The 18,375-nt window shown below is 66.1% G+C and carries 18 protein-coding genes, 2 tRNA genes and 3 pseudogenes; 6 read left to right on the top strand and 17 right to left on the bottom strand.

The features are described from left to right. Positions 1-16 precede the first annotated feature (16 nt). Positions 17-93, bottom strand: a tRNA-Pro gene (locus ABNF93_RS04115). 278 nt (positions 94-371) lie between these two features. Between ABNF93_RS04115 and ABNF93_RS04110 the strand changes: the two genes are divergently transcribed. Beyond that, positions 372-445 (top strand) — tRNA-Gly (locus tag ABNF93_RS04110). Between the two features lie 496 nt (positions 446-941). Here ABNF93_RS04110 and ABNF93_RS04105 read toward each other — a convergent pair. The 4 genes from ABNF93_RS04105 to ABNF93_RS04095 all read right to left on the bottom strand — a co-directional run bounded on the left by ABNF93_RS04105 (position 942) and on the right by ABNF93_RS04095 (position 4,480). Further along, on the bottom strand, positions 942-1,685 hold the full coding sequence (locus ABNF93_RS04105; RefSeq protein ID WP_349326165.1) for a nucleotidyltransferase domain-containing protein: 744 nt from the start codon (positions 1,683-1,685) through the stop codon (positions 942-944). Between the two features lie 327 nt (positions 1,686-2,012). Next, on the bottom strand, positions 2,013-2,432 hold the full coding sequence (locus tag ABNF93_RS34830; RefSeq protein ID WP_502877530.1) for an NUDIX hydrolase: 420 nt from the start codon (positions 2,430-2,432) through the stop codon (positions 2,013-2,015). Between the two features lie 287 nt (positions 2,433-2,719). Further along, on the bottom strand, positions 2,720-3,259 hold the full coding sequence (locus ABNF93_RS04100) for a pyridoxamine 5'-phosphate oxidase family protein (protein ID WP_349326164.1): 540 nt from the start codon (positions 3,257-3,259) through the stop codon (positions 2,720-2,722). Positions 3,260-3,703: 444 nt separating this feature from the next. Continuing rightward, entirely contained in the window at positions 3,704-4,480 is a 777-nt protein-coding gene (locus ABNF93_RS04095; RefSeq protein WP_349326163.1) for a phosphotransferase, read from the bottom strand. Between the two features lie 196 nt (positions 4,481-4,676). Between ABNF93_RS04095 and ABNF93_RS04090 the strand changes: the two genes are divergently transcribed. Next, positions 4,677-5,114: an alpha/beta hydrolase family protein gene (locus ABNF93_RS04090; RefSeq protein ID WP_349326628.1), complete on the top strand. Its 438-nt coding sequence runs from the start codon at positions 4,677-4,679 to the stop codon at positions 5,112-5,114. 395 nt (positions 5,115-5,509) lie between these two features. Here the strand turns inward: ABNF93_RS04090 and ABNF93_RS04085 are convergent, their stop codons facing one another. Both ABNF93_RS04085 and ABNF93_RS34825 read right to left on the bottom strand, forming a co-directional pair. After that, on the bottom strand, positions 5,510-6,064 hold the full coding sequence (locus ABNF93_RS04085) for an aminoglycoside phosphotransferase family protein (protein ID WP_349326162.1): 555 nt from the start codon (positions 6,062-6,064) through the stop codon (positions 5,510-5,512). A 22-nt stretch (positions 6,065-6,086) separates the two neighbouring features. Beyond that, positions 6,087-6,434, bottom strand: a pseudogene (locus ABNF93_RS34825) (aminoglycoside phosphotransferase family protein); the annotation flags it as partial. A 246-nt stretch (positions 6,435-6,680) separates the two neighbouring features. On the opposite strand from ABNF93_RS34825, the gene ABNF93_RS04080 reads away from it, so the two are divergent. Beyond that, complete coding sequence (locus ABNF93_RS04080; protein ID WP_349326161.1) at positions 6,681-7,097, top strand: NUDIX hydrolase; 417 nt, start codon at positions 6,681-6,683, stop codon at positions 7,095-7,097. Positions 7,098-7,136: 39 nt separating this feature from the next. Here the strand turns inward: ABNF93_RS04080 and ABNF93_RS04075 are convergent, their stop codons facing one another. Further along, complete coding sequence (locus tag ABNF93_RS04075) at positions 7,137-7,661, bottom strand: NUDIX domain-containing protein (RefSeq protein WP_349326160.1); 525 nt, start codon at positions 7,659-7,661, stop codon at positions 7,137-7,139. A 282-nt stretch (positions 7,662-7,943) separates the two neighbouring features. Further along, a complete protein-coding gene (locus ABNF93_RS04070; RefSeq protein ID WP_349326159.1) occupies positions 7,944-8,864 on the bottom strand; it encodes a transglutaminase domain-containing protein in 921 nt (306 codons plus the stop codon). Between the two features lie 232 nt (positions 8,865-9,096). Between ABNF93_RS04070 and ABNF93_RS04065 the strand changes: the two genes are divergently transcribed. Together ABNF93_RS04065 and ABNF93_RS04060 are read left to right on the top strand one after the other, a co-directional pair. Further along, positions 9,097-9,288, top strand: a complete 192-nt coding sequence (locus tag ABNF93_RS04065; protein ID WP_349326158.1) for a VOC family protein — start codon at positions 9,097-9,099, stop codon at positions 9,286-9,288. Next, a complete protein-coding gene (locus ABNF93_RS04060; protein WP_349326157.1) occupies positions 9,285-9,455 on the top strand; it encodes a VOC family protein in 171 nt (56 codons plus the stop codon). Before ABNF93_RS04065 ends, ABNF93_RS04060 begins: the two co-directional genes overlap by 4 nt. Before the next feature lie 169 nt (positions 9,456-9,624). Here the strand turns inward: ABNF93_RS04060 and ABNF93_RS04055 are convergent, their stop codons facing one another. The 5 genes and pseudogenes from ABNF93_RS04055 to ABNF93_RS04035 all read right to left on the bottom strand — a co-directional run bounded on the left by ABNF93_RS04055 (position 9,625) and on the right by ABNF93_RS04035 (position 14,446). Further along, a complete protein-coding gene (locus ABNF93_RS04055; RefSeq protein WP_349326156.1) occupies positions 9,625-10,110 on the bottom strand; it encodes a hypothetical protein in 486 nt (161 codons plus the stop codon). A 183-nt stretch (positions 10,111-10,293) separates the two neighbouring features. Further along, positions 10,294-10,754, bottom strand: a pseudogene (locus ABNF93_RS34820) (aminoglycoside phosphotransferase family protein). Positions 10,755-11,126: 372 nt separating this feature from the next. Further along, positions 11,127-11,927 carry a class I SAM-dependent methyltransferase gene (locus ABNF93_RS04045; RefSeq protein ID WP_349326154.1) on the bottom strand — a complete coding sequence of 267 codons (801 nt, stop codon included), beginning with the start codon at positions 11,925-11,927 and terminating at the stop codon, positions 11,127-11,129. 89 nt (positions 11,928-12,016) lie between these two features. Then, positions 12,017-13,348 (bottom strand): hypothetical protein, encoded by a 1,332-nt coding sequence (locus ABNF93_RS04040; RefSeq protein WP_349326153.1) that lies wholly within the window; start codon positions 13,346-13,348, stop codon positions 12,017-12,019. Positions 13,349-13,417: 69 nt separating this feature from the next. Continuing rightward, positions 13,418-14,446: a phosphotransferase enzyme family protein gene (locus ABNF93_RS04035; protein WP_349326152.1), complete on the bottom strand. Its 1,029-nt coding sequence runs from the start codon at positions 14,444-14,446 to the stop codon at positions 13,418-13,420. A 174-nt stretch (positions 14,447-14,620) separates the two neighbouring features. Between ABNF93_RS04035 and ABNF93_RS04030 the strand changes: the two are divergent. Further along, positions 14,621-14,791, top strand: a pseudogene (locus ABNF93_RS04030) (IS701 family transposase); the annotation flags it as partial. 207 nt (positions 14,792-14,998) lie between these two features. Here ABNF93_RS04030 and ABNF93_RS04025 read toward each other — a convergent pair. The 3 genes from ABNF93_RS04025 to ABNF93_RS04015 form a co-directional block, all read right to left on the bottom strand. Continuing rightward, positions 14,999-16,576, bottom strand: coding sequence for a carboxylesterase/lipase family protein (locus tag ABNF93_RS04025; protein WP_349326151.1), 1,578 nt, complete (start codon positions 16,574-16,576; stop codon positions 14,999-15,001). 339 nt (positions 16,577-16,915) lie between these two features. Beyond that, positions 16,916-17,461, bottom strand: coding sequence for a dihydrofolate reductase family protein (locus tag ABNF93_RS04020; protein WP_349326150.1), 546 nt, complete (start codon positions 17,459-17,461; stop codon positions 16,916-16,918). 469 nt (positions 17,462-17,930) lie between these two features. Continuing rightward, positions 17,931-18,308, bottom strand: coding sequence for a GNAT family N-acetyltransferase (locus ABNF93_RS04015; RefSeq protein ID WP_349326149.1), 378 nt, complete (start codon positions 18,306-18,308; stop codon positions 17,931-17,933). Between the last annotated feature and the right edge of the window lie 67 nt (positions 18,309-18,375).

Here is an 18,375-nt window from a genome sequence, read left to right as displayed (position 1 = left end):
GTGGAGGCCGGCCGCCTGGTCGGGGAGAGGGGATTTGAACCCCTGGCCTTCGGCTCCCAAAGCCGACGCGCTGCCAAGCTGCGCCACTCCCCGGTGTCACCTCCCACGCCCAGGCATCGGCCAGTCCCGCCGGCCGAGGCCGGTTGGGTCGTGGGACGTGACAATCCACCCACCCCGAACGGGTCGGAGCTGGCGGGCACTACGCTGGCCTCGCGGTGCCGCCCGGAGTTTAGTCCACCGGCTCGACACGGGCACGCACCGCCGGTTGGTCGGCCTACGGTCGTGCGACGGTACGCCTTCTCCGAGGAACGCCTGAGAGTGATCTCATGCGACGTCGGAGGGATACTCATGGGACCATGGACCGGCACCACGCGGGTGTAGCTCAATGGCAGAGCTCCAGCCTTCCAAGCTGGCCATGCGGGTTCGATTCCCGTCACCCGCTCCACACGCACCACCCCAGGTCAGAGCCCCTCTCGGCTCTCCTGGGCCTCGCCGAGTCACAGGGCTCAGTGGGTCCATGGGCCATTAGCGGGCCATTAGGCACGAGGACCGGAGGAGCCAGCGCCACGGTCGTCTGGACCGTCGCTCTCACCACCGGGCCGCTGGCCAGAGCCCTCGGAACCATCCTCGACGTCGCCGCGAGCCGCCTTCACCTGAGCATCAAGGCGCCGCTGACGCGGCGCACCGCCCGGCTACCGCCCTTGCGGGCGGCCGTGGGCGGCCGTCCTCGCTCGCCGGGCGATACGACGGTGATGAAGCCCTTGGTTGAGGTGGTCGCCGGACCGTCATGCTTTACCCACCTCCCTCGGGTCGGGTCCCTAAGACCGGGGGGCCGCCTCGGGCCACAACGGTCGGGCCAGGACCCGCCCGAGACGCGGAAGCTTACGGCCCCCCGGTCTCCGCGACCCGATGCAGGACACCGGCCAAAGCCCGCCGTTCCTTCATGCTCGACGCAGGGACGCGGCCAGGCCGCAGACCGTCTCGGCGCAGCGAGGGCCGAGCCGTCCAGCACGTAGCTCTGCCAGCAGAAACTCGGTGACTCGATCCTGGAGCTTGTGCGCCCGGCGTCGGTAGCCCGCAAGATCGGTGACGGTCGTCTCTGCTTCGAGATCTCGCAATAAGGCATCGATGTCGAGGCCAAGGGGATGCAGGTTGTCTCGCAGCATGGACCGCGCCTCGGTTCCACTGGCCGGGGCGATGCCGGTCGTGTGGCCGGCGACGATGGCGGCCATCCAGGCCAGAATCTTCTCGATCCCTGCCTTGTCGGTGTGGCTGAGATCGCTATCCTCGGCGATCACCCGGAAGACTCCCAGGGCCTCTCGCGCATGTTCGTCGAAGGTGGGGTGCGGCAGAACATGGCGCCAGTCTCGACCTCCGATGAACCTGGCCCTCTGTAGCTTCACCCAGGGGTCTGCGGCGAACCGGGTCGTCGTGAACGCCTTGAGGTCTAGCCGGTCCACGAGCGGGTCGTTGCAGGCGCGCCCAGCCGTGACAAAGGCCTGGATGACCTCAGGTGGTGTCGACGGATCGGCGAGCGCGGTGACATCAACGTCGCTGTGCGCGCGTTCCTCTCCGCGAGCACGGCTGCCGTGCAGGTAGACGCCGAACTGAGCTTGAGGCCACCTACCTGAGATCCGGAGTAGCTCGGCCAGTAGCTCATCCACGCTGTCGAGTTGCTCGGGCACGCCTCCCACCGTGGCCGCATGATCGACCAACCTCAAGCTGTCGTTGGACCAGCACCGGACACTCGGACCGTACGACGACCCTGCACGGTCACGGCTTCGTCTCTGGTGAGAGCCCTGACTCCGCCTGAGCCCAACGAGCAGCAACACCGGCCGACGATGAGCACCTGGTCGCGGGCGTAATGCGTCGCTCGCCCTGACCCCAGCGTGACCCCAACGACCTGCAACGCCGGGCGATGGTGAGCACCTGGCCGACGACCTTCCGAGGCCTGACGAGCAGGTCGCGATCGAGTTGCCTGCCTCTACGGATAAGAAGGTGGTCAACGGGCCCTACGTGATGGCTGCTTCGCGAAACATGCGCCTGATGATCGGCGCGACGGGCAGCGACGCCACCTTCAAGTCGTCCATGAGGTGCGTTGCCGGGACAACGCGACGGTGCGAGATTTCGAACTTCGGCTCCCATGGGGCCAGTTCGACATCGGCTCGCCACACCGAACGGACAAGGACCAAGCCCTCCTGATGCCCCACGACGCACACACCACGAGTGAATCCAAGGAGCCTGGCTTGCACCACGGTTGCGCAAGCCTCTTCGAGTACCTCGCGGCGAAGCGTCTCTTCCCACGTCTCCGTCCCGTCTGGCCTGCCAGCCGGAAGCTCCCAGCGCTCTCCATCGCGACTGATCACCACGATCTCACCGGCCGGGGTTACGCAGATGCCCTCTGCCCCATGTGGCTTACCGTCTGGCGGCATGTGCGGCTGATGCCACGACATGATCCAGTCCTGACCGTTCGACCGCGCGGGGACACCTTCTCCATCGGCAGCGACCGCGCTCACCAATGCCACCCGCAACTCCCGAAGTCTCGGCTCACAGGGATCATCTGGCCGGCAAGACCTTACTCAGTCCCCGGCGTGCAACCTGCATGCAACGAGCGGCCGGACGGATCTGGACTGACCTGGACAAGCGAGCCGAGGCGAGGCCGGTTTTGCAGCGCGAATCAGCGAGTCCTGGACTGATATGGACGAGTGACGATGGGTTCCTAACCCGTGTGTCGCGCAGGGCCAACCCGTGGCATCGTCAGGGCGTGTTCCCGTTCGGTCTGGGGGCGGATGTCTGTTGCGGTGGTGGGCATATTGGCCGGGTTGTCGGCCGTGAGCTGCGCCGGATCCAGCTGTTCGGACATCTTTCGCCGCCCCTGAATGACCTCGGCGTGCATCCGGATGATGTCGACTCTGCCGTCGTTCGTCCAAGGCTCGGGTAGCAGTTTGTGCAGTCGTGCTACTTCCTGCGGATCGGTGACTGGTTCGGCATGTCCGCTGAGGGTGACAGTCCATCCCCGTCCGTGTTCAGGGTCGATGTAGTCGACCTCGAATGCGGCGAGGTCGTGTTTGCTGGCTGCGTCGAGCTTGGCGCCGCCGTTGGTCTGGAAGACGACGCTTCCGCCATCGAAGGCGTATGCCACTGGATGGACGGCGAGCAGCATGTGGTCAACGAAGACGAACCGCCCGACCTTGTTCTGACGGAGCAGCGCCAGGCACGCAGCCTGGTCAAGCACCTCAAGCCCATATGCGTCGTACATGTCGTGATACCACCCCTGGAGCTTCACCCGTTGCATCTACCACGCTGCACACCGATTCGAACATATGGTCGGGCCGTTAGTCCCGACCTAAGGCAGGAGATATCCCTACGAGCCGGCGACACGACAGCCCGGGGCCACCCACGGGCCATTAGACCGGGCGAGTACGGGTTACCCCAGGCCACTCCAGGCACCGAAACCTCGCGTGCGCTGAACCTGTCCGGGACCGTTTCCACATCTTCCAAGCTGGGGCTCTCATCGCACGCAGGATTGACCCCAGCGTGACCCCAACGACCTGCAACGCCGGGCGACGATGAGCACCTGGTCGACGACCTCCGGAGCGCGGATGAGCGGGTCGCGATCGAGTTGCCTGCCTCTACGGATCTGATGGTTGTCCGTCACTCCAGCATGCTAGGCGGATCTGAACAGCCCGACGCTCCGGCGCAATCACGCCAGCAGTGCGGTGCGGTTGTCGAGGATGAACCTGGCAGCCGTTCGGTAGCCGCTGCCGTGGTCTTCCTGGCGATGCACCTCGAAGTCGGGGTTGCCGGCGCGAACCTCCTGCTCGATGTGGGCGGCGATCGAGGCCAGGCGCAGCACCGCGAGGTCGAGGATCTCCGCTGGGGTGACTCTCAACCCGTAGGTGCCACTGAACAGTCTCAGGCGGGCCGCTCGGTCTGGTTCGTCGTTCCAGCCGAACGGTGCCAGCGATGCAGGGGGGTGGAGTGGGACGAACTGGTGCGCCGCGTAGGACAGGTCCCACACCCGGTTGGACGGACGGATGGAGTCCCAGTCGAGGATGCCGACGACCCGGCTGCCGTCGAAGACGATGTTCCAAGGTGCGAGGTCGTGGTGTCCTATGCAGTCGGTTCGCACGGGGGCGGCGACTTCCTGGTCGTGCCAGGCGTTCGGCTCTGCCGGCACAAAGCCCTGGGTGGCGTCGTGCATGGCGCGGATCGCTCGAGCGACCTCGACCAGTGCGTCGTCCGAGCGGTGCGCATCTGACAGCGGCGGGTACCCGGTTTCGCCTTCGATGAAGCTGAGGACCTCTCGGGTGCCGTCGGCAGTGGTGCCAAGGATCCGGGGTGCCAGGGTGAAGCCGACTCGTTCGAAGTGGCGCAGTAGGGCATGCACATTTGGGCTCGCCGGGGTCAGTCGGCGCTCCACTGTATCTCCCTGACGCACCGGACTAGAGAATCGGCCGCCCGTCATCTCCTCACCCATGCGGCGACCCTATCCAAGGCCAAGTCCTGGGACTGTCACGCGCCACAGTGGGAGAGCCAGCCGCGCCGTTAACGGGCCATTAGCCGAGGACAACAAGGGGTACTCCAGGCCGCTCCAGCTCGTCGCTCGCGGCTGAGACGGCGCCTGCGGCTATGTACGATTCCCAAGCTGCCAGTCGGGTGTTCTCTACGCTCACCTGTGCTCCCTGCTCGGTGTCGATCAACCCGGTACCGTGCAGGCGGTGATCGCGCGAAGCGCTCCGGCCGACCTGACGAAGATCGACCTGGCCGCGATCGACAACAATGCCGTACTTGGCTCCCTGGCCGGCGGACCACCGAGCCAGTACGTGGACGTCTTGCATCAGCTCAGCCCCACACTGAATGTCCACGGCGCTGTCCCGCCGTTCCTGATCGTGCACGGCACCAACGACGAGATCGTCCCTTTCGCCAATGCTGAAGCCATCGTTATGGCCCTCCGACAGCATGCCGCTGATGTCACCTTCCACGTCGTCCAAGGCGGCAATCACGGGCTACGCACAGACTTTGCCCCGCCGACCGACAACAAGCTCTGGGAAGGCCTCGGCGACCAAGCACTCGCCTTCTTCACCAAGCACCTAAGCCATTGGAACGCTTAGCCACCACCGGTCGTCCGACCCCGTGCCCAGCCCATCCACCCACGACGAACCACCGCGCGGGGCACCCTTCGAGCAGCTTCGCGATCGCCGGGGGGGTCCCACGCATCCCACGTTTCCGCACCCCACTCAAGCCTCTCCGGCTCAGCCAGCACGCGGCGAGCATAGGCCCGACGTGGAAGTGCCCCAGCGTGAGCCTATTGAGCTGCAACCTCGCGCCCCGGCGCGCGGTCGGGCGGCTACACGGAAACTGTGCAGGGTGTGGACAAGCTGCCCGACCGACGTGAGAGGAGCCTCCAGGGGTACTCCCATGGCCATGCCTGACGCGGTGGACCATCGCGTGGGGACCATCGCGGGTTGTCCGGACTGAGTGCGGCCGCGAGAAGGTCCGCGAGTGGTCAGTCGGTCAGTGTGGTGGCCATCCATTCGTGCATACCGCCGTCGTTCATGGGGCCCTCGAGTGGCCCCGTTCGCAGGATCGTCTGGACGGCTCTGGTTTGCGTCCAGCGCAGGGCCCTCTCGACGTCGATCTCAGCGGCATCGGCGAAGATCTGGATCCGTCTGCGGAGGGCTCGGTCGGGGTCGGGCAGGTCTCGCAGCTCGGTCCACCGGTCGCGGAGGTGGGTGAGGCATTCGAACGCGATCTCGCCGACATAGCCGAGGGGGTCGATGGCGAGCCAGTCCTCGCGTTTCCCACGGAGCACATTGGTTTGGTTGAGGTCACTGTGCAGGATCGTCCTGGGTTGGTTTGGGCCCAGCTCCACACAGGTGGCGATGGCGGCGTCAACGGCGCGTGCGGTCAGGGGATCTGCCGCGGCTGCCGACATGGCGGGAAGTTCGGCCGCCCATTGCGCGAACAACGGCTCCAGCCTGGGCGGCCCGGGCGGTGCGGGGACTGCGAGTCGTCGGGCCAGGCGGCCGATGATGGTCATGGCTTCGTCGGTGTCGGTCACGGTGGCCAAGGACGCCGGGGTGGAGTTGTTCGAGCAGGATCGCGGAGTTGGCGTCGTCGCGCTCCAGCAACAGCGCGGCTCCCCGCCCGGCCCAGGTGGCGAGCGTGGTCGCCTCGAACTGAGGGGTCCCATAAGGCGGCGACACCTTCAGCATGGCGCCGCTGCCATCCAGTCGACGTACTGGGACTACGACGCCTGCCCATCCGGACATGGCTGGCCCGGCGATGATGCACGACCAGCGCTCCAACAGTTGAGCGACCAGTCCGGGCAGACGGTCGAACCATTCGCGAGCCCGATCGCCCTGGACATTGACGAGGGCGTCGCGAAACGCGGCCGGGACAGTGAAGGCTCGAGGCTCAGCTTGACTCATGGAAACAGATTCGATCACCCCGTCGCAGGGCGTCCACAGGTTTCACGATGGAGTCGTCTAGGAACCGTGCCGCTGAGGTGCGCCCAAGCGCCCGGCACCAACCGTCAATGACTCGCGCTCGCCAGTACCGGTCCACACTCAGCGCGCGCGAGGCGCGCCGGCTGGCCAGGAGTGGTTCCACCGCGCCGGGCCGAGATTGGTACGGTCCGCAGAGGGTTCGACTACGACGCGAAGGAGCCCGTGCCGATGCCGTACACACCCACTCGATTTTCCGTCAGCGTCAAAGGCGTAGTGGTACTGGATGGCCGGGTTGTCCTGCTCATGAACGAGCGGGACGAGTGGGAACTTCCAGGCGGCCGGCTGGAGCCAGGTGAACAGCCCGAGACCTGCGTCGTCCGCGAGATCCAGGAAGAGACTGGCTTGGATACGGCAGTTGTCGCAGTCCTGGATTCATACGTGTACCACATCGGAGCTGGGCCAGGTGTACTGATCGTTACCTATGGCTGCGCCGTGATAGGGGACACAGAGCCAGTCCTCTCGCATGAGCATCAGCAGATCGGGACGTTCTCCGAGCCCGAGGTCTCGGGCCTTGCCATGCCAGATGGCTACAAGCGATCGATCTCGGCGTGGTACAGCCACCTGCGCTCTGGTGCTCGTGCCTAGACCTAGACCGCGCGCAAGCACTGCGTTCGGCCGACCCGTTCACGATCTCCTCGCCGCACCGGCCGTGGCCGACCAGACGACTCGTTCGCCGTCTTCCAGATACGCCACCGTTCCATGTGCCCGCGCCTCCAGGCAGGCCGCGATCCGACGGGCAAGGAGCGGAGAGAGCCTTTCCGCTGCCTCCTGAGGAGAGCAGAACGCCCAGCCGCGAAGCTCATCCGCCGGCACCGCGATCGTCGCAGCCACATCCGCCGGCACCATGCCCCCGTCGAAGACAAGCATCACGCCCTCCGTCCTCCCCTCCTGAGGCGGAACCCAGTCGACGGCCAGAAGTCCACCGACCGGCAGACGGACGCCAAGCTCCTCCTCCAACTCCCTGCACACTGCCTCGTACGGAGACTCATCAGCCTCGACGGCCCCGCCCGGGACTTCCCAGTAGTCCTTGTATGTCGGCTCAACGAGGAGTACTCGATCCTCAGCGTCGAGGAGCAACGCACCCGCCCCCATCCGCTTCCGAGCCAGCGGGATCGTGTGCTGCTCGGCCGTCGCGGCGTGGTCGTTCATCCGCCGTACGCTACTGGACGAGTCGCTCCAGGACTGAGCCCAACGACCTGCAGCGGCGAGCGGTGACGAGCTCTTTGTCGACTGCCTTGGAAGCGTGTACGAGAAGGTCGCGATCAGGCTGCCTGCCTTGACGGGTCGCGTCGCGCGGGCCTGGACCGTGCACGCCCCGGGCACCACCATGGGCCGGGACGGGTGTCCCCGAACGGCCCTGACCAGCACGAAGCGACCACGCGTACAAGGAGCACTCCGTCAGGAGTGTTCGAGGCGGAGATCGCGTGGCTGTCAGGGAGCCGGCCGGCGCGCGATCGGCACGGTAAGAGGCGGATCGCCGTACGGGGAATACTGCGTCACGGACGTGCCAGGGTGCAGCCGCTCGTCATCGTCGTACCGCTTGCGCAACATGGCATCCAACCGACTCGCGTCCGCAGGTGAATCGGCGGACTCGACCGCGATCAGTAGGTCCGCGATGTCGTCGATGAGGGCCAGCGTGGAGTTGGGAGGACCGCTCGGCAGGCTCACGGCACCCCAGCCGTCCCACAGCAGCAGCTCGTCGGCGTAGCGGTGAGCAAGTTGCATCAGAACGTAGTTGTGGATGAACCACATCCCGGCGAAGTCCGATCCCGGACCAGTCCCGAACAGGTGCGGGTCCAGGGATCCGGCGCGACAGCCCTTCCAGACCTCGGCCGCCGTGCGGAAGGGGGCATCGGCACCAGCCGGAATGTCGTGTGGCGTCGGCAGTGCCTCGGTCGGCTCGGCGATTTCCGGGTCGAACCGCACCCAGCGCTGCGTTTCCCTGTCGTAGGTCTGCACGATCACATGGTCATGGTTGTAGTCCGGCCTGAGGTAGCCCGCGAAACCCACCAGTGAACGGGCCGGAATTCCGTGCTGACGCAGGACCCCGACGCAGAACAGGGTGTGATCACGGCAGCAACCCTGAACCCGATCGGTGGGATCGCGAGGTTCCGCGAGTGGCTTCCGGTGCCTCTTCTGGTCGATCTCCAGCGTGACCGCGAGCCAGCGACTGTGGATGTCGTTCCGGGTGGATGCGGGAAGCTCCAGCCCCGACCCTCGATAGTGCACGATAACGTTGCGCGCCACCGCTGACAGACCCGGAATGTCGGTGGGCACATCGTCCAGCAGCACCGCGTGCCTGCCGGGATCCGAGTACGGCGAGTGCCTGCTCCAGTCACGTAGATCCGTCATACCCGCGACCCTAGATGTACGGCACCCGCAACTGGAAGCGATTGCCGCGCTTCACCTGGTAGGCCTCCATGTCCACGACTTGGCCGCTGCGCTGATCGACCCACCGCCAGCACTCCTCGTACCCGGACACGACCGACGGGGTTCCTTGCGACCGGATGCGTACTGAGCTGGACTGGCTCGGCAGAGCGCAAACGAATGACGGCGTACCGCTTTCTGACAAAAGGAGCCACCCGTGCAGCCAACCCGCATCATTGCGAACCTGTCCGTCCCAGATATAGGCGAAGCCCGGGACTTCTACGTGGACTACCTCGGGCTGAGCGTCGAAGGGCTCAACATGGGGTGGGTTACCCGGTTCCAGTCTCCTGATGGCCAAGCGGTCGTCCAACTCGTCACCCGTGATGCCACCGCTCCGCGCGTTCCGTGATCTCGGTCGCCGTCGGCGACGGCGTTGAGGAGGCGTACGAGGAAGCGAAACGACGCGGGTTCGAGATCGTCCATCCGCTCACCACGGAGCCCTGGGGCCTGCGGAGGTTCCTCGTTCGCGCGCCAGACGGCAACGTGATCAACATCGTCAGCCACAAGAACGATTAGTTCCTACGGGTTCCACTCGTGAGTGTCGCTGTGACGAGGCAAAGTACGTCAACTCTGCGTGCGAAAAGGTCGACCAGTACGTCCAGACGCACCGGCAGACGTAGATCGCGACGGGTGACCTTCCGGGTGACCAGGGGCCCGTAGTGGTGGATCGAGGTGGACTCTTCGCCTATCCGCGCAGGTCGCGGGTTTCGACGTTGAGGTCTTCCCAGGCGTTGGCCAGGCGGCGGATCTCGCCCAGGTCGATCTGCGGATCGAGCAACCGACGGTCGGGTTGAAAGTGGACGGTCGTCCCTGTCGTCTCGTCGTCGGCGATCTGCACAAGGTCCGTCACCGGCACACCGTGCTCATAGCGCTGACTCCACGAACCGCTTTCGCGACGGTTGACATGCACGAGCCACTCGCTGAGCGCGGCGACGACAGACATGCCCCGCCTCGGATGTTCCTCGGGCAGCGACTGCGCCTGTGGCGAATCGAAGAACCGAATGTCTTTGCTGCTCAGAACCGGCTTCTTCACGAAACGACCGTTCGGATCGCGGCGGATGTCGGTGCCACGTCCGTCATCGGCAATCGAGATCGAACCGTCTGCGAACACCGAGACACGACATCGGCCGCCGTGACCGCCTGCCGCTTCGTCCGCGACATAGGCGAGCACCTCGAGCGCCAGGTGGATCGCGCCTGTCGGCGCGAACCCGGCAGCGTCCCGCCGGATCGCGGTCAAGTGCGCGAGATCTACGCCGACCGCCCAGTCATGTGTGGTGTTGCGCCACGGCGATGTCGCCACCGCACGACGCTACCAGCCAGAGGTCACCACGGCGGGGTTCGTACGCGGGAATGGTCAGTCCGCCAATGTGGTGGCCATCCAGTCGTGCACGCCCCCGTCATCGAAGGCGCCCCCCGTTCGGAGTATCACCTGGACGGCTCTGGTTTGCGTCCAGCGCACCGCCCTCTCGACGTCGATCTCGGCGGCGTCGGCGAAGATCTCGATCCGCCTGCGGAGGGCGCGGTCGGGGTCGGGCAGGTCTCGCAGCTCGGTCCACCGGTCACGGAGGTGAGTGAGGCACTCGTAGGCGATTTCGCCGACAAGCCCTGGGGGTCGATGGCGAGCCAGTCCTGGCGCGTTCCGCGGAGCACATTGCTCTGGTTGAGGTCGCCGTGCTGGATGGTGTCGGGTTGCTCCGCGCCCAGCTCCACGCAGGTCGCGACGGCGGCATCGACGGCTCGTGCGGGAAGGGGGTGACCCGCGGCCGCCGACATGGCGGGAAGTTCGATCGCCCACTGCTCGAACGTCGGCTGCATCCGGGGCAGTCCGGACGGTGCGGGGACAGCGAGCCGTCTGGTCTCGTGCGGGTGCGAGATCTTCAGCATGGCGCCGCTACCGTCCACCCGACGTACCGGCACCACGACTCCCGCCCACCCGCACATGACGGGCCCGGCGATGACGCACGACCAGCGCGCCAACAGATCTGCGACAAGCCCGGGCATGCGGTCGCACCACTCGCGAGCGCCCTCACCCTGGCCCTCGATGAGCGCATCGCGCAGCCTCGCAGGAACGGCCAGGAATTGCGCGTCAGCTTGACTCATGGCAGCCGATTCGATCAATCCCGCGGGGGGACGTCCAGTGGTTTCATGACCACGTGGATGGCATCCGCAAACCGAACTCCGTGGAAGTCAGGGGCAGTCTCGATCCTTCGTTGCCAGCAGTACGAAGCCACCGGGAAGCTTGCGAAGCTCTTCCTGCTGCTGTGTGGTGAGCTCCGGCCTGTCGTTCGGGTACTCGTCCAGGAGCTCGATGCGCATACCCGCCCGGGCCAGTGCAGTGATGACGTCGCCAATGGGCCAGCGGAACTCCACGGTTTCCGGCATGATGTCGTCGGGCCCTGTGCCGGCCAGGCCTGGCGGACCGGCAGCGTTCCATTGTGGCCGGTTCCGCCGGAAGTAGTCCTCAACGGCGACGTACCTCCTGCCGTCGAACTCGAGGCAGCTCGCGAGTGGATGGATCTCGTCGACAAGCAGGCGTCCGCCCTTCTTCAACGCCGCCGTGACGATTCCTGCCCATTGCTTGATGTCTGGGAGCCAGCCCAACGCTCCACAACTCACGAAGACGACATCGAACCCAGCGGACAGCAGCTCGGACGGCAGCTGATACACGTCGGCCACGACGAACGTTGCTTGCATGCCCGCGATCTCGGCCTTACGACGGGCGTGTCTGATGTTCTCCGGCGCGATGTCCACACCTGTGACGTGTGCTCCAGCGAGTGCGAGGCTGAGGGTGTCTTCCCCGGAGGCGCACTGCAGGTGCAGGACGTCGAGACCGCGCCACTGCGAAATAGGCAGCTCGTTGGCGGCCAGGTTCGCCTCACCTTGTGCGAACAGCTCTCCCGGGTGAAGACCGTCACCACGTACGCCAGCGATGGTGTCCCACGCATGACGATTGACCCCGGTAAAAGGGGCGATCTCGGCAGGCTCCACGCCTGCGAGGGTAGAGCGACACGGCAGGTACGGCTACCCAATATCCACAGGTCACCGCCAGGTCTGGATCCGGGCCTCCGTTGCCACCGCTACCGGCTGAGTCGTCCGGAAAGCACCTCGGAGCGGCTGTCCCAGGCGGCTCTGATCAACTCCTGGCGGAGCTCGGCACCGCCGCCGGTGTGCTCGCAGACCCAGTCGAGTTCGTCGCCCAGCGAGATGCCGAAGTTGCCGGGATCGTCGGAGGACACGACGACCGGGAGCCCTGCGGCTACGAAGCGCCGGACCGGATGGTGCGCCGGGTCCACGATGCCACCGATCCTTCGGTTGGACGTCGGGCACACCTCGATGACCGCTCCGGTGGAGCAGATGCGGCCCATCGCGTACGTCTGCCGTCGGCGTACCTCATCAAGGCGCGCCGCGTCGTAGTCGATGGTGACGGAGGCGCCGTCGGGTAGCGCGGCGAGGTCCGCGAGTTCGGTGCGGAGAGCCACGGAGTCAACTGCGACACCGGCCGCGCGCAGTCCGGAGCAGTGGTGGAGGTCGTAGGCGATCTGGTCCCTGTGTTCACTGACAGGTTCCTCTCGGGAGTGCGCGCCGTACAGGTGAGGATCCACCCCGAGCGCGATCGCGTGACCGAGCCGGTGCGCGCCGAACTCGGCCGCTTCCTGCACCCACCGGACGGCACTTTCGAGGCTCTTGTCCCGGAAGCTTTCCCCCACGTGGTAGAGGATCGCCAGGGAGCGCTGAGGGTGGGCGGCGTTGAAATCCTGTACCGCGTGGAATATCGCGGCGGCGTCCTTCGGTGGATGGCCCTCCTCGATGTTGCAGAAGTCGATGCCGGTCAGCACGTCGCCGTGGGGTCCGCGTGCGATTTCCTGCACGAGCTCCCAACCCGGCCACGGGTTCGTGCGGTTCAGCGAGATAGCCAGGCGTTCAGTTGGTCCGGCATCACCGTGGTGGTACGCGTCCAGAACCGTATCGAGCACTGCCCGGTTCCGCGGTGTGTCGAGGTCAACCCCGAACAAGACGCGGTGTTCGGCGTAGCTGATTCCGTGTCGGATATGGTCGGCTCGGATGCCGGTCACGATCTTGGCCATCTCGGCCGCGATCTCGGCCGGCCCAGCGTCAGGATCGTTGAGCGCCAGGCTCAGGGCCATCAGGTTGCCCTTGGCTTGAAAGCGGTCGAAGTTCCCCGCGTCCTGGTCGCCGAACACGTAGAGGTTCTCGAACTCGGCGGCCGCCGTGGCGTCTCCTTGGCGGTACCGTTCAACCACCTGCCGGACGGGCGGGATCGTGCCGTACGCGGCCTTCATCCCTGACTCGTACAAGTCCCACCGGACCTGGCCGCGGACCACCAGCTGACGGAGGAGATCCAGCGGGCGGATGCAGCCGAACAGGTGAAGGTGCAACTCTGCGAGCACGGCCGCCACGCTGCCATAGTCGACCGTGAATCCACACGGCATTATTCCGAGCTACTTCTAGGACGAGACTCATGATGGTGCCTGGGCGAATGCGGTCGTCCACCCTGAGTCGTTGATCGCCGCCGACGCCCACACCCAGGCGGGACCCCGACGGCGAATCAGCTCAGTCGCGCATCTCGCATCGCTGTGTGCCGGTTGGTCAGTGAAGCACAGCGTGGTGCGTGCGATGGCGTACGGCAGTGCGTGGCGTTCCGCTCTTGAGAGCGGTTCAGTGAGCGTTTCGTCATAGGCATCGACGAGCTCTCGCAGCTGGCAACGCCGCCGGACCGACGTGTCGTCGCGCCCGAGTCGCTCGTTGGCATAGAAGAGCGTCAACGCAAGGTCATCGATCCGGGGCCGGTAGCCCATGAAGTCCAGGTCCGTGATGAGGACGATCCGGGAGCCCGTGAACCTCACGTTGTCGTCCCAGAAGTCACCGTGGACGAGCTGGCGGGGCAGCAGGTCGACGAGACCTGCCTCGGCTCTCTGCACCTGATGCGCCAACGTCTCGGCGACCTCGGCGTACCGGAAATCCTCGTTCGACAATTCGGCGGCGCGCAGCGCGGCCACCCATGCCCCTACCACGTCGACCACGCGACCGGCGTCGACGTGATTGGCCACAGGAGCGTGGGCGGCCGATTCGTCGACACTGGCGAGGCTGAGCCGGTTGTGGATCTGCGCGAGCACGGGCATCGCCAGGCGGATGTGCGCGAGGGACTCCATGTACGTCTCCGACGGCACGAACTCGTCCGCCTCGATCAGTCGTCCACCGAACTCACACCAGTCGCTGCCATCGAGCGTCGGCCGGAGAGGTGCGAACGGAATGCCAGCATCGATCAGGAATCGGCGGACCTTCTGCACGGCCGCCAACCGTGGTGCGGTCATCGACGGCCGGTACATCCGTACGACCAGCCGCTCATCCCCATGCGATACGAGCATGTTGAGGTTGAACGAGTCCCCGAGTTCACGGTGCTCCGCCGTGGATGGCAGACCGTAGGCTGCGCTGACGGCATCGATCAGCTCGCGGGACATCGTTCCACGGGACGGCTGGCCGGCCATGGTCTCTCTCCTCGAGCGACTCGACTCACTATGGGTGCCGTCGGCGGGCACCACTACCGTAACGAGTTCTCCCCAGACGAGTTCGGAGGCGACGTGGAGGGGCACCGGCTGGAGTTCAGAGAGTCCGAGAATCCGTGGGCGCCGACAGCAGTGGTCGCCGAGATCAACGAACGCAAGGAGTGCTTCCAACAGGCCAAGAACGAGGCCGGACTGGACCACTACCAGGTACGCACCTACCACGCCTGGTACGCCCACATCACCCTCTCGATGCTCGCTCTCGCCTGGCTAGCCGTCACGAAAGCCCCTGCCATAAAAGGGAAACCAGCCCAGCAGAACAAAACATGATCAATTACACGCTACCGGAGATCCGCCGACTCCTCGTCAATCTGATCTTGCGACCCGCCCCCGAACCCGATCACATCTGGGGATGGTCCCACTGGCGACGACGACGCCAACACCAAGCCCGCGAAAGCCACTACCAACGACGAGGACATCCACTCCCACAAGTGCCGTTGCAGTATTAACCGCGATAGGTGTGTTGCTAGCCCGGAGTCAGTGTGGGAGTCCGGCCCAGAAACCGCAGCGGTGGTCGGTGGCGTACGGCGTCGGGCCGATGCCACCGGTCGACATCCCGATCACGGTGCCTGCCGTGCCGAACTCGGGCCAGGGCGCCCGGCTGGGACCGTTCGGGTTGCCAGTGCCGGCGAACGCCGACCAATAGTCGACGATCGTCGCCGACAGCCGATCCTGATCAGCGGACAGCTCCGGGTACGGGTTCGGCCAGAGGGGGTCGAGGTCCCACAGGTATGGCTGGTCCAGGCCATGGTAGGAGCCCATCGGGAACCCGTTTCGGTCCTGACCGCTGTCCTCGGCAAACTCGTAGGCGTAAACCGGCTGCTGCGCGGCGGCGGCCTCGGCCGTGCGCAGTACGGGACAAGCGCCGATGGCACCGCCCCAGTCGCTGAGCACCGCCGACAGGGCGAGCGCCGGGTTGTCGTAGTCGGTAAGCGGATACTCCGCGAGTACGACGCCGGCCCTGTCCCCGAATGTCTGGGTGATCATCGCGCGGTACTCCTGCTCGGTCAGCGCCGCTCTACCTGAGACGAACGACCGCATCTCGTCCCGGGTGCCGCCAACCATGAGCGGGACCCGAGCGGCCGATCCGTAGCGCAGCGCGTCGCCCGGCTGCTGCGGTAGCACCGATGTACCGGCGACCGGGTTCCACGGCCGGTCGCTCACCCGACCGTTGAGCTGCCAGCCGACGCCTGCGAGCGTTGTGAGGAGCTCGGCCGGGGTGCGCTCGCGAAGACAGGCGGCGACATCGGCCGCCATGTCGCAGCCGAGATCCTCGGCGGCCCGGGCGCCGAACGCGTGGGCCTCGACCAGGGTTGGCACCCGGTTGTCGCAGGCACCGCTCTGCGTAATCGCCCGGTGGAACAGGCCACGCGATATCGGCGAGGCAAGCTGGGCACACACAGCTCGGGCGCCGCCGGACTGGCCTGCCAGCGTCACGTTGTCCGGATCGCCGCCGAAGTTGTCAACGTTGCGGCGCACCCAGCGCAGCGCGGCGGCCTGATCCATGAGTCCATAGTTCCCTTCGCCGTGCTCCAGCGCGGGCGAGGCAAGGAAGCCGAGCGCACCGAGCCGGTAGTTCACCGTGACAACGATCAGGCGGCCCGAGGTCGCGAGCCGCGCGCCGTCGTGCTCCCGCGCACCGCCGGAGTTCAAGCCGCCGCCGTGCAGCCATACCAGGACTGGAATCCGCTCCCCCGGTCGGACATCCGTGGGCAGGGTGACGTCGAGATAGAGGCAGTTTTCCGTACCCACCATGCCCTCGGGTCCGCCCTGCGGGCAGTACGGACTCGGCCTCGTGGCGTCGCGGACCCCAGACCAGGCCCGCGGACGTGCCGGCGCTCGCCATCTGCGCCCGTCGACAGGGGGCGCGGCGTACGGGACGGCGGAGTAGTTCACGTGGTCATCGGTGACGCTGCCGCGCAGCCACCCGGACTCCACCCGGACCACGCCCGGGCCTGGATGGCGTGGGACGGCCGAAGCCGGCGAAGCGACAAGAGTCGCAGCCGCAACTACAGCGACCGCGAGCAGAGACATGGCACGAGCGCGAATCGACATACCGGCAAGTCTTGTCGGCCTGGACAATCGGCGCGTACGTCGACAGTCCCCACTTCCGCTACGTCACAGGACGTACATCCCATCCGAGAGATGCCCCGTCGATCTCATCGTCAAGAGCCACAACGAGAGGTGCGACCGATCCACTCGCGGAGCCGGTGCTTGATTCCGCGCCAGGCCAGGACGATCAGGCACCGGTGACAACGCAGTTCGCCTTCGGATCCACCAGCGCCGCAGGTGCCGGGCCTCCGCGCGAACGGGCGTCGTCTGCACCAGCAGACGATGGTGCGGAGCCCCTGATCGGCCACTCCGGTTGTCACCGGAGTGGCCGATCCTGTGCGGCTACCGGACGGGGCGATAGGTCGCGATCAGTGCCCCACTGCTGGTCGGCTGGGCTTCGAGCAGGTCGAACTTCGTCAGCGCGGAGTCGTCGGCGAAAAGCCGCCTGCGACCCCCGCCGGCGACGACCGGGCTGATCATCAGGGTGAGTTCGTCGAGCAGCCCTTGCTCGATCAGTGATCGGACCAGCCCAATGCTGCCTGCTACGCCGATGGTGCCGCCGTCCTGCTGGCGCAGGTCCGCGATGAAGTCGGTCAGCGAGCCCTTGATCAGCGTGCTGTTCGACCACTCGTCCACCGAGTCGAGAGTGGTGGAGGCGACGTACTTCTGGGTGTTGTTGATGAAGCTGGCGAACGGTTCGTCGGTCGATGTCGGCCAGTACTCCGCCCATTCGGAGTACGTCGCCCGGCCGAGCAGCACGGCGTCCTGTCCGTCGAGCATGCGGGCCAACGCCGCACCCATCTCCTCGTCGAAACTTGGCTGCCACTGGTCGGGCGCCTCGACCACACCGTCGATCGAGCTGAACAGTCCTGCGTAGATCTTGCGCATGCGACGAAACTCCTTCTGGGCACCCGAAACGGGCTGATGGACGACGTACTCAGTTGATCCGAACTTGCTCGACGTCGACCGCGAGCATCGTGGACCGACCTGGCGAGGTTCTCACAGCCCCTGGCACACGACGTACGCCTGGAAGCGGCGGTGGGAATACGTCGACCGACGTAGGTTCGTCGGTCGCCCGGGTTTCGTCGAAGCTCGACGCTACAGTCCGTCGGCGCACCGAGCGATCTGGCCGCCTGTCGGTCGTGGGAGGGCATCGGGATCTACGACGTCGCCTGCCTTTCAAGAGCGGCAGATAAGGCCGGCAGCCGGGTCGGCCGTGGTCACCATGGGCCGGCCTCCCCTCTACGCGTACAGCATCGTACGGGTTAGCACCTCGGGCCCGGCACGCCAGCTTTCCACGGGTGCGGCGGTTGTCACGGCTGCCTTGTCGGGTGGCGCGAACGCCACTGGTCGACGCTCAGGCGGTACAACACGTGCGGGCGCAGTGCATGGCGTGGGAAAGCCGCGGGTGGTCGAAGTCGTCCGCCGGATCGTGCGACCGCGTGTTCGACACTGCCGTCATCGACCGATCGTGGAGATGCCGACGCTGGTGAATGCGTACGCCAGAGCCGCCTTCGCCGCCTCGGTCGCATAACCTGGCCCATGCGCTGCGGGCAAATCGGTACGCGATCTCGAACGCGGGCGTGAAGTGAGCATCGAACGTCTGGTAGAGCAGCCCCGCGCAGCCGATGAACTCACCCGTCTCAGCCAACTTCACAGCCCACATACCGTGCCCGCGCTCGGAAGTCCCGGCCTCTATGACGATGACGAACCCGTCGCGCTGCTCGCGGGTCATCGTTGTCGAGGTGAGGCGGGACAGAGGGGTTCGATCGGTCAATCCAGTCGGCTGCTGTCCATGGTCG

The sequence above is a fragment of the Actinopolymorpha sp. B9G3 genome (assembly GCF_040120725.1).
In the GTDB taxonomy this organism is placed as follows: Bacteria; Actinomycetota; Actinomycetes; order Propionibacteriales; family Actinopolymorphaceae; genus Thermasporomyces.
This window is presented reverse-complemented; position numbering and strand designations above follow the sequence as displayed.

What these genes read in the sequence shown, in the direction of transcription:
- ABNF93_RS34830 (WP_502877530.1), bottom strand. Translation starts at nt 2,432, where the DNA reads ATGCCGCCAGACGGTAAGCCACATGGGGCAGAGGGCATCTGCGTAACC.
- ABNF93_RS04070 (WP_349326159.1), bottom strand. Translation starts at nt 8,864, where the DNA reads ATGACGGATCTACGTGACTGGAGCAGGCACTCGCCGTACTCGGATCCC.
- ABNF93_RS04075 (WP_349326160.1), bottom strand. Translation starts at nt 7,661, where the DNA reads ATGAACGACCACGCCGCGACGGCCGAGCAGCACACGATCCCGCTGGCT.
- ABNF93_RS04025 (WP_349326151.1), bottom strand. Translation starts at nt 16,576, where the DNA reads ATGTCGATTCGCGCTCGTGCCATGTCTCTGCTCGCGGTCGCTGTAGTT.
- ABNF93_RS04015 (WP_349326149.1), bottom strand. Translation starts at nt 18,308, where the DNA reads ATGACCCGCGAGCAGCGCGACGGGTTCGTCATCGTCATAGAGGCCGGG.
- ABNF93_RS04020 (WP_349326150.1), bottom strand. Translation starts at nt 17,461, where the DNA reads ATGCGCAAGATCTACGCAGGACTGTTCAGCTCGATCGACGGTGTGGTC.
- ABNF93_RS04100 (WP_349326164.1), bottom strand. Translation starts at nt 3,259, where the DNA reads ATGTACGACGCATATGGGCTTGAGGTGCTTGACCAGGCTGCGTGCCTG.
- ABNF93_RS04080 (WP_349326161.1), top strand. Translation starts at nt 6,681, where the DNA reads ATGCCGTACACACCCACTCGATTTTCCGTCAGCGTCAAAGGCGTAGTG.
- ABNF93_RS04035 (WP_349326152.1), bottom strand. Translation starts at nt 14,446, where the DNA reads ATGGCCGGCCAGCCGTCCCGTGGAACGATGTCCCGCGAGCTGATCGAT.
- ABNF93_RS04095 (WP_349326163.1), bottom strand. Translation starts at nt 4,480, where the DNA reads ATGGGTGAGGAGATGACGGGCGGCCGATTCTCTAGTCCGGTGCGTCAG.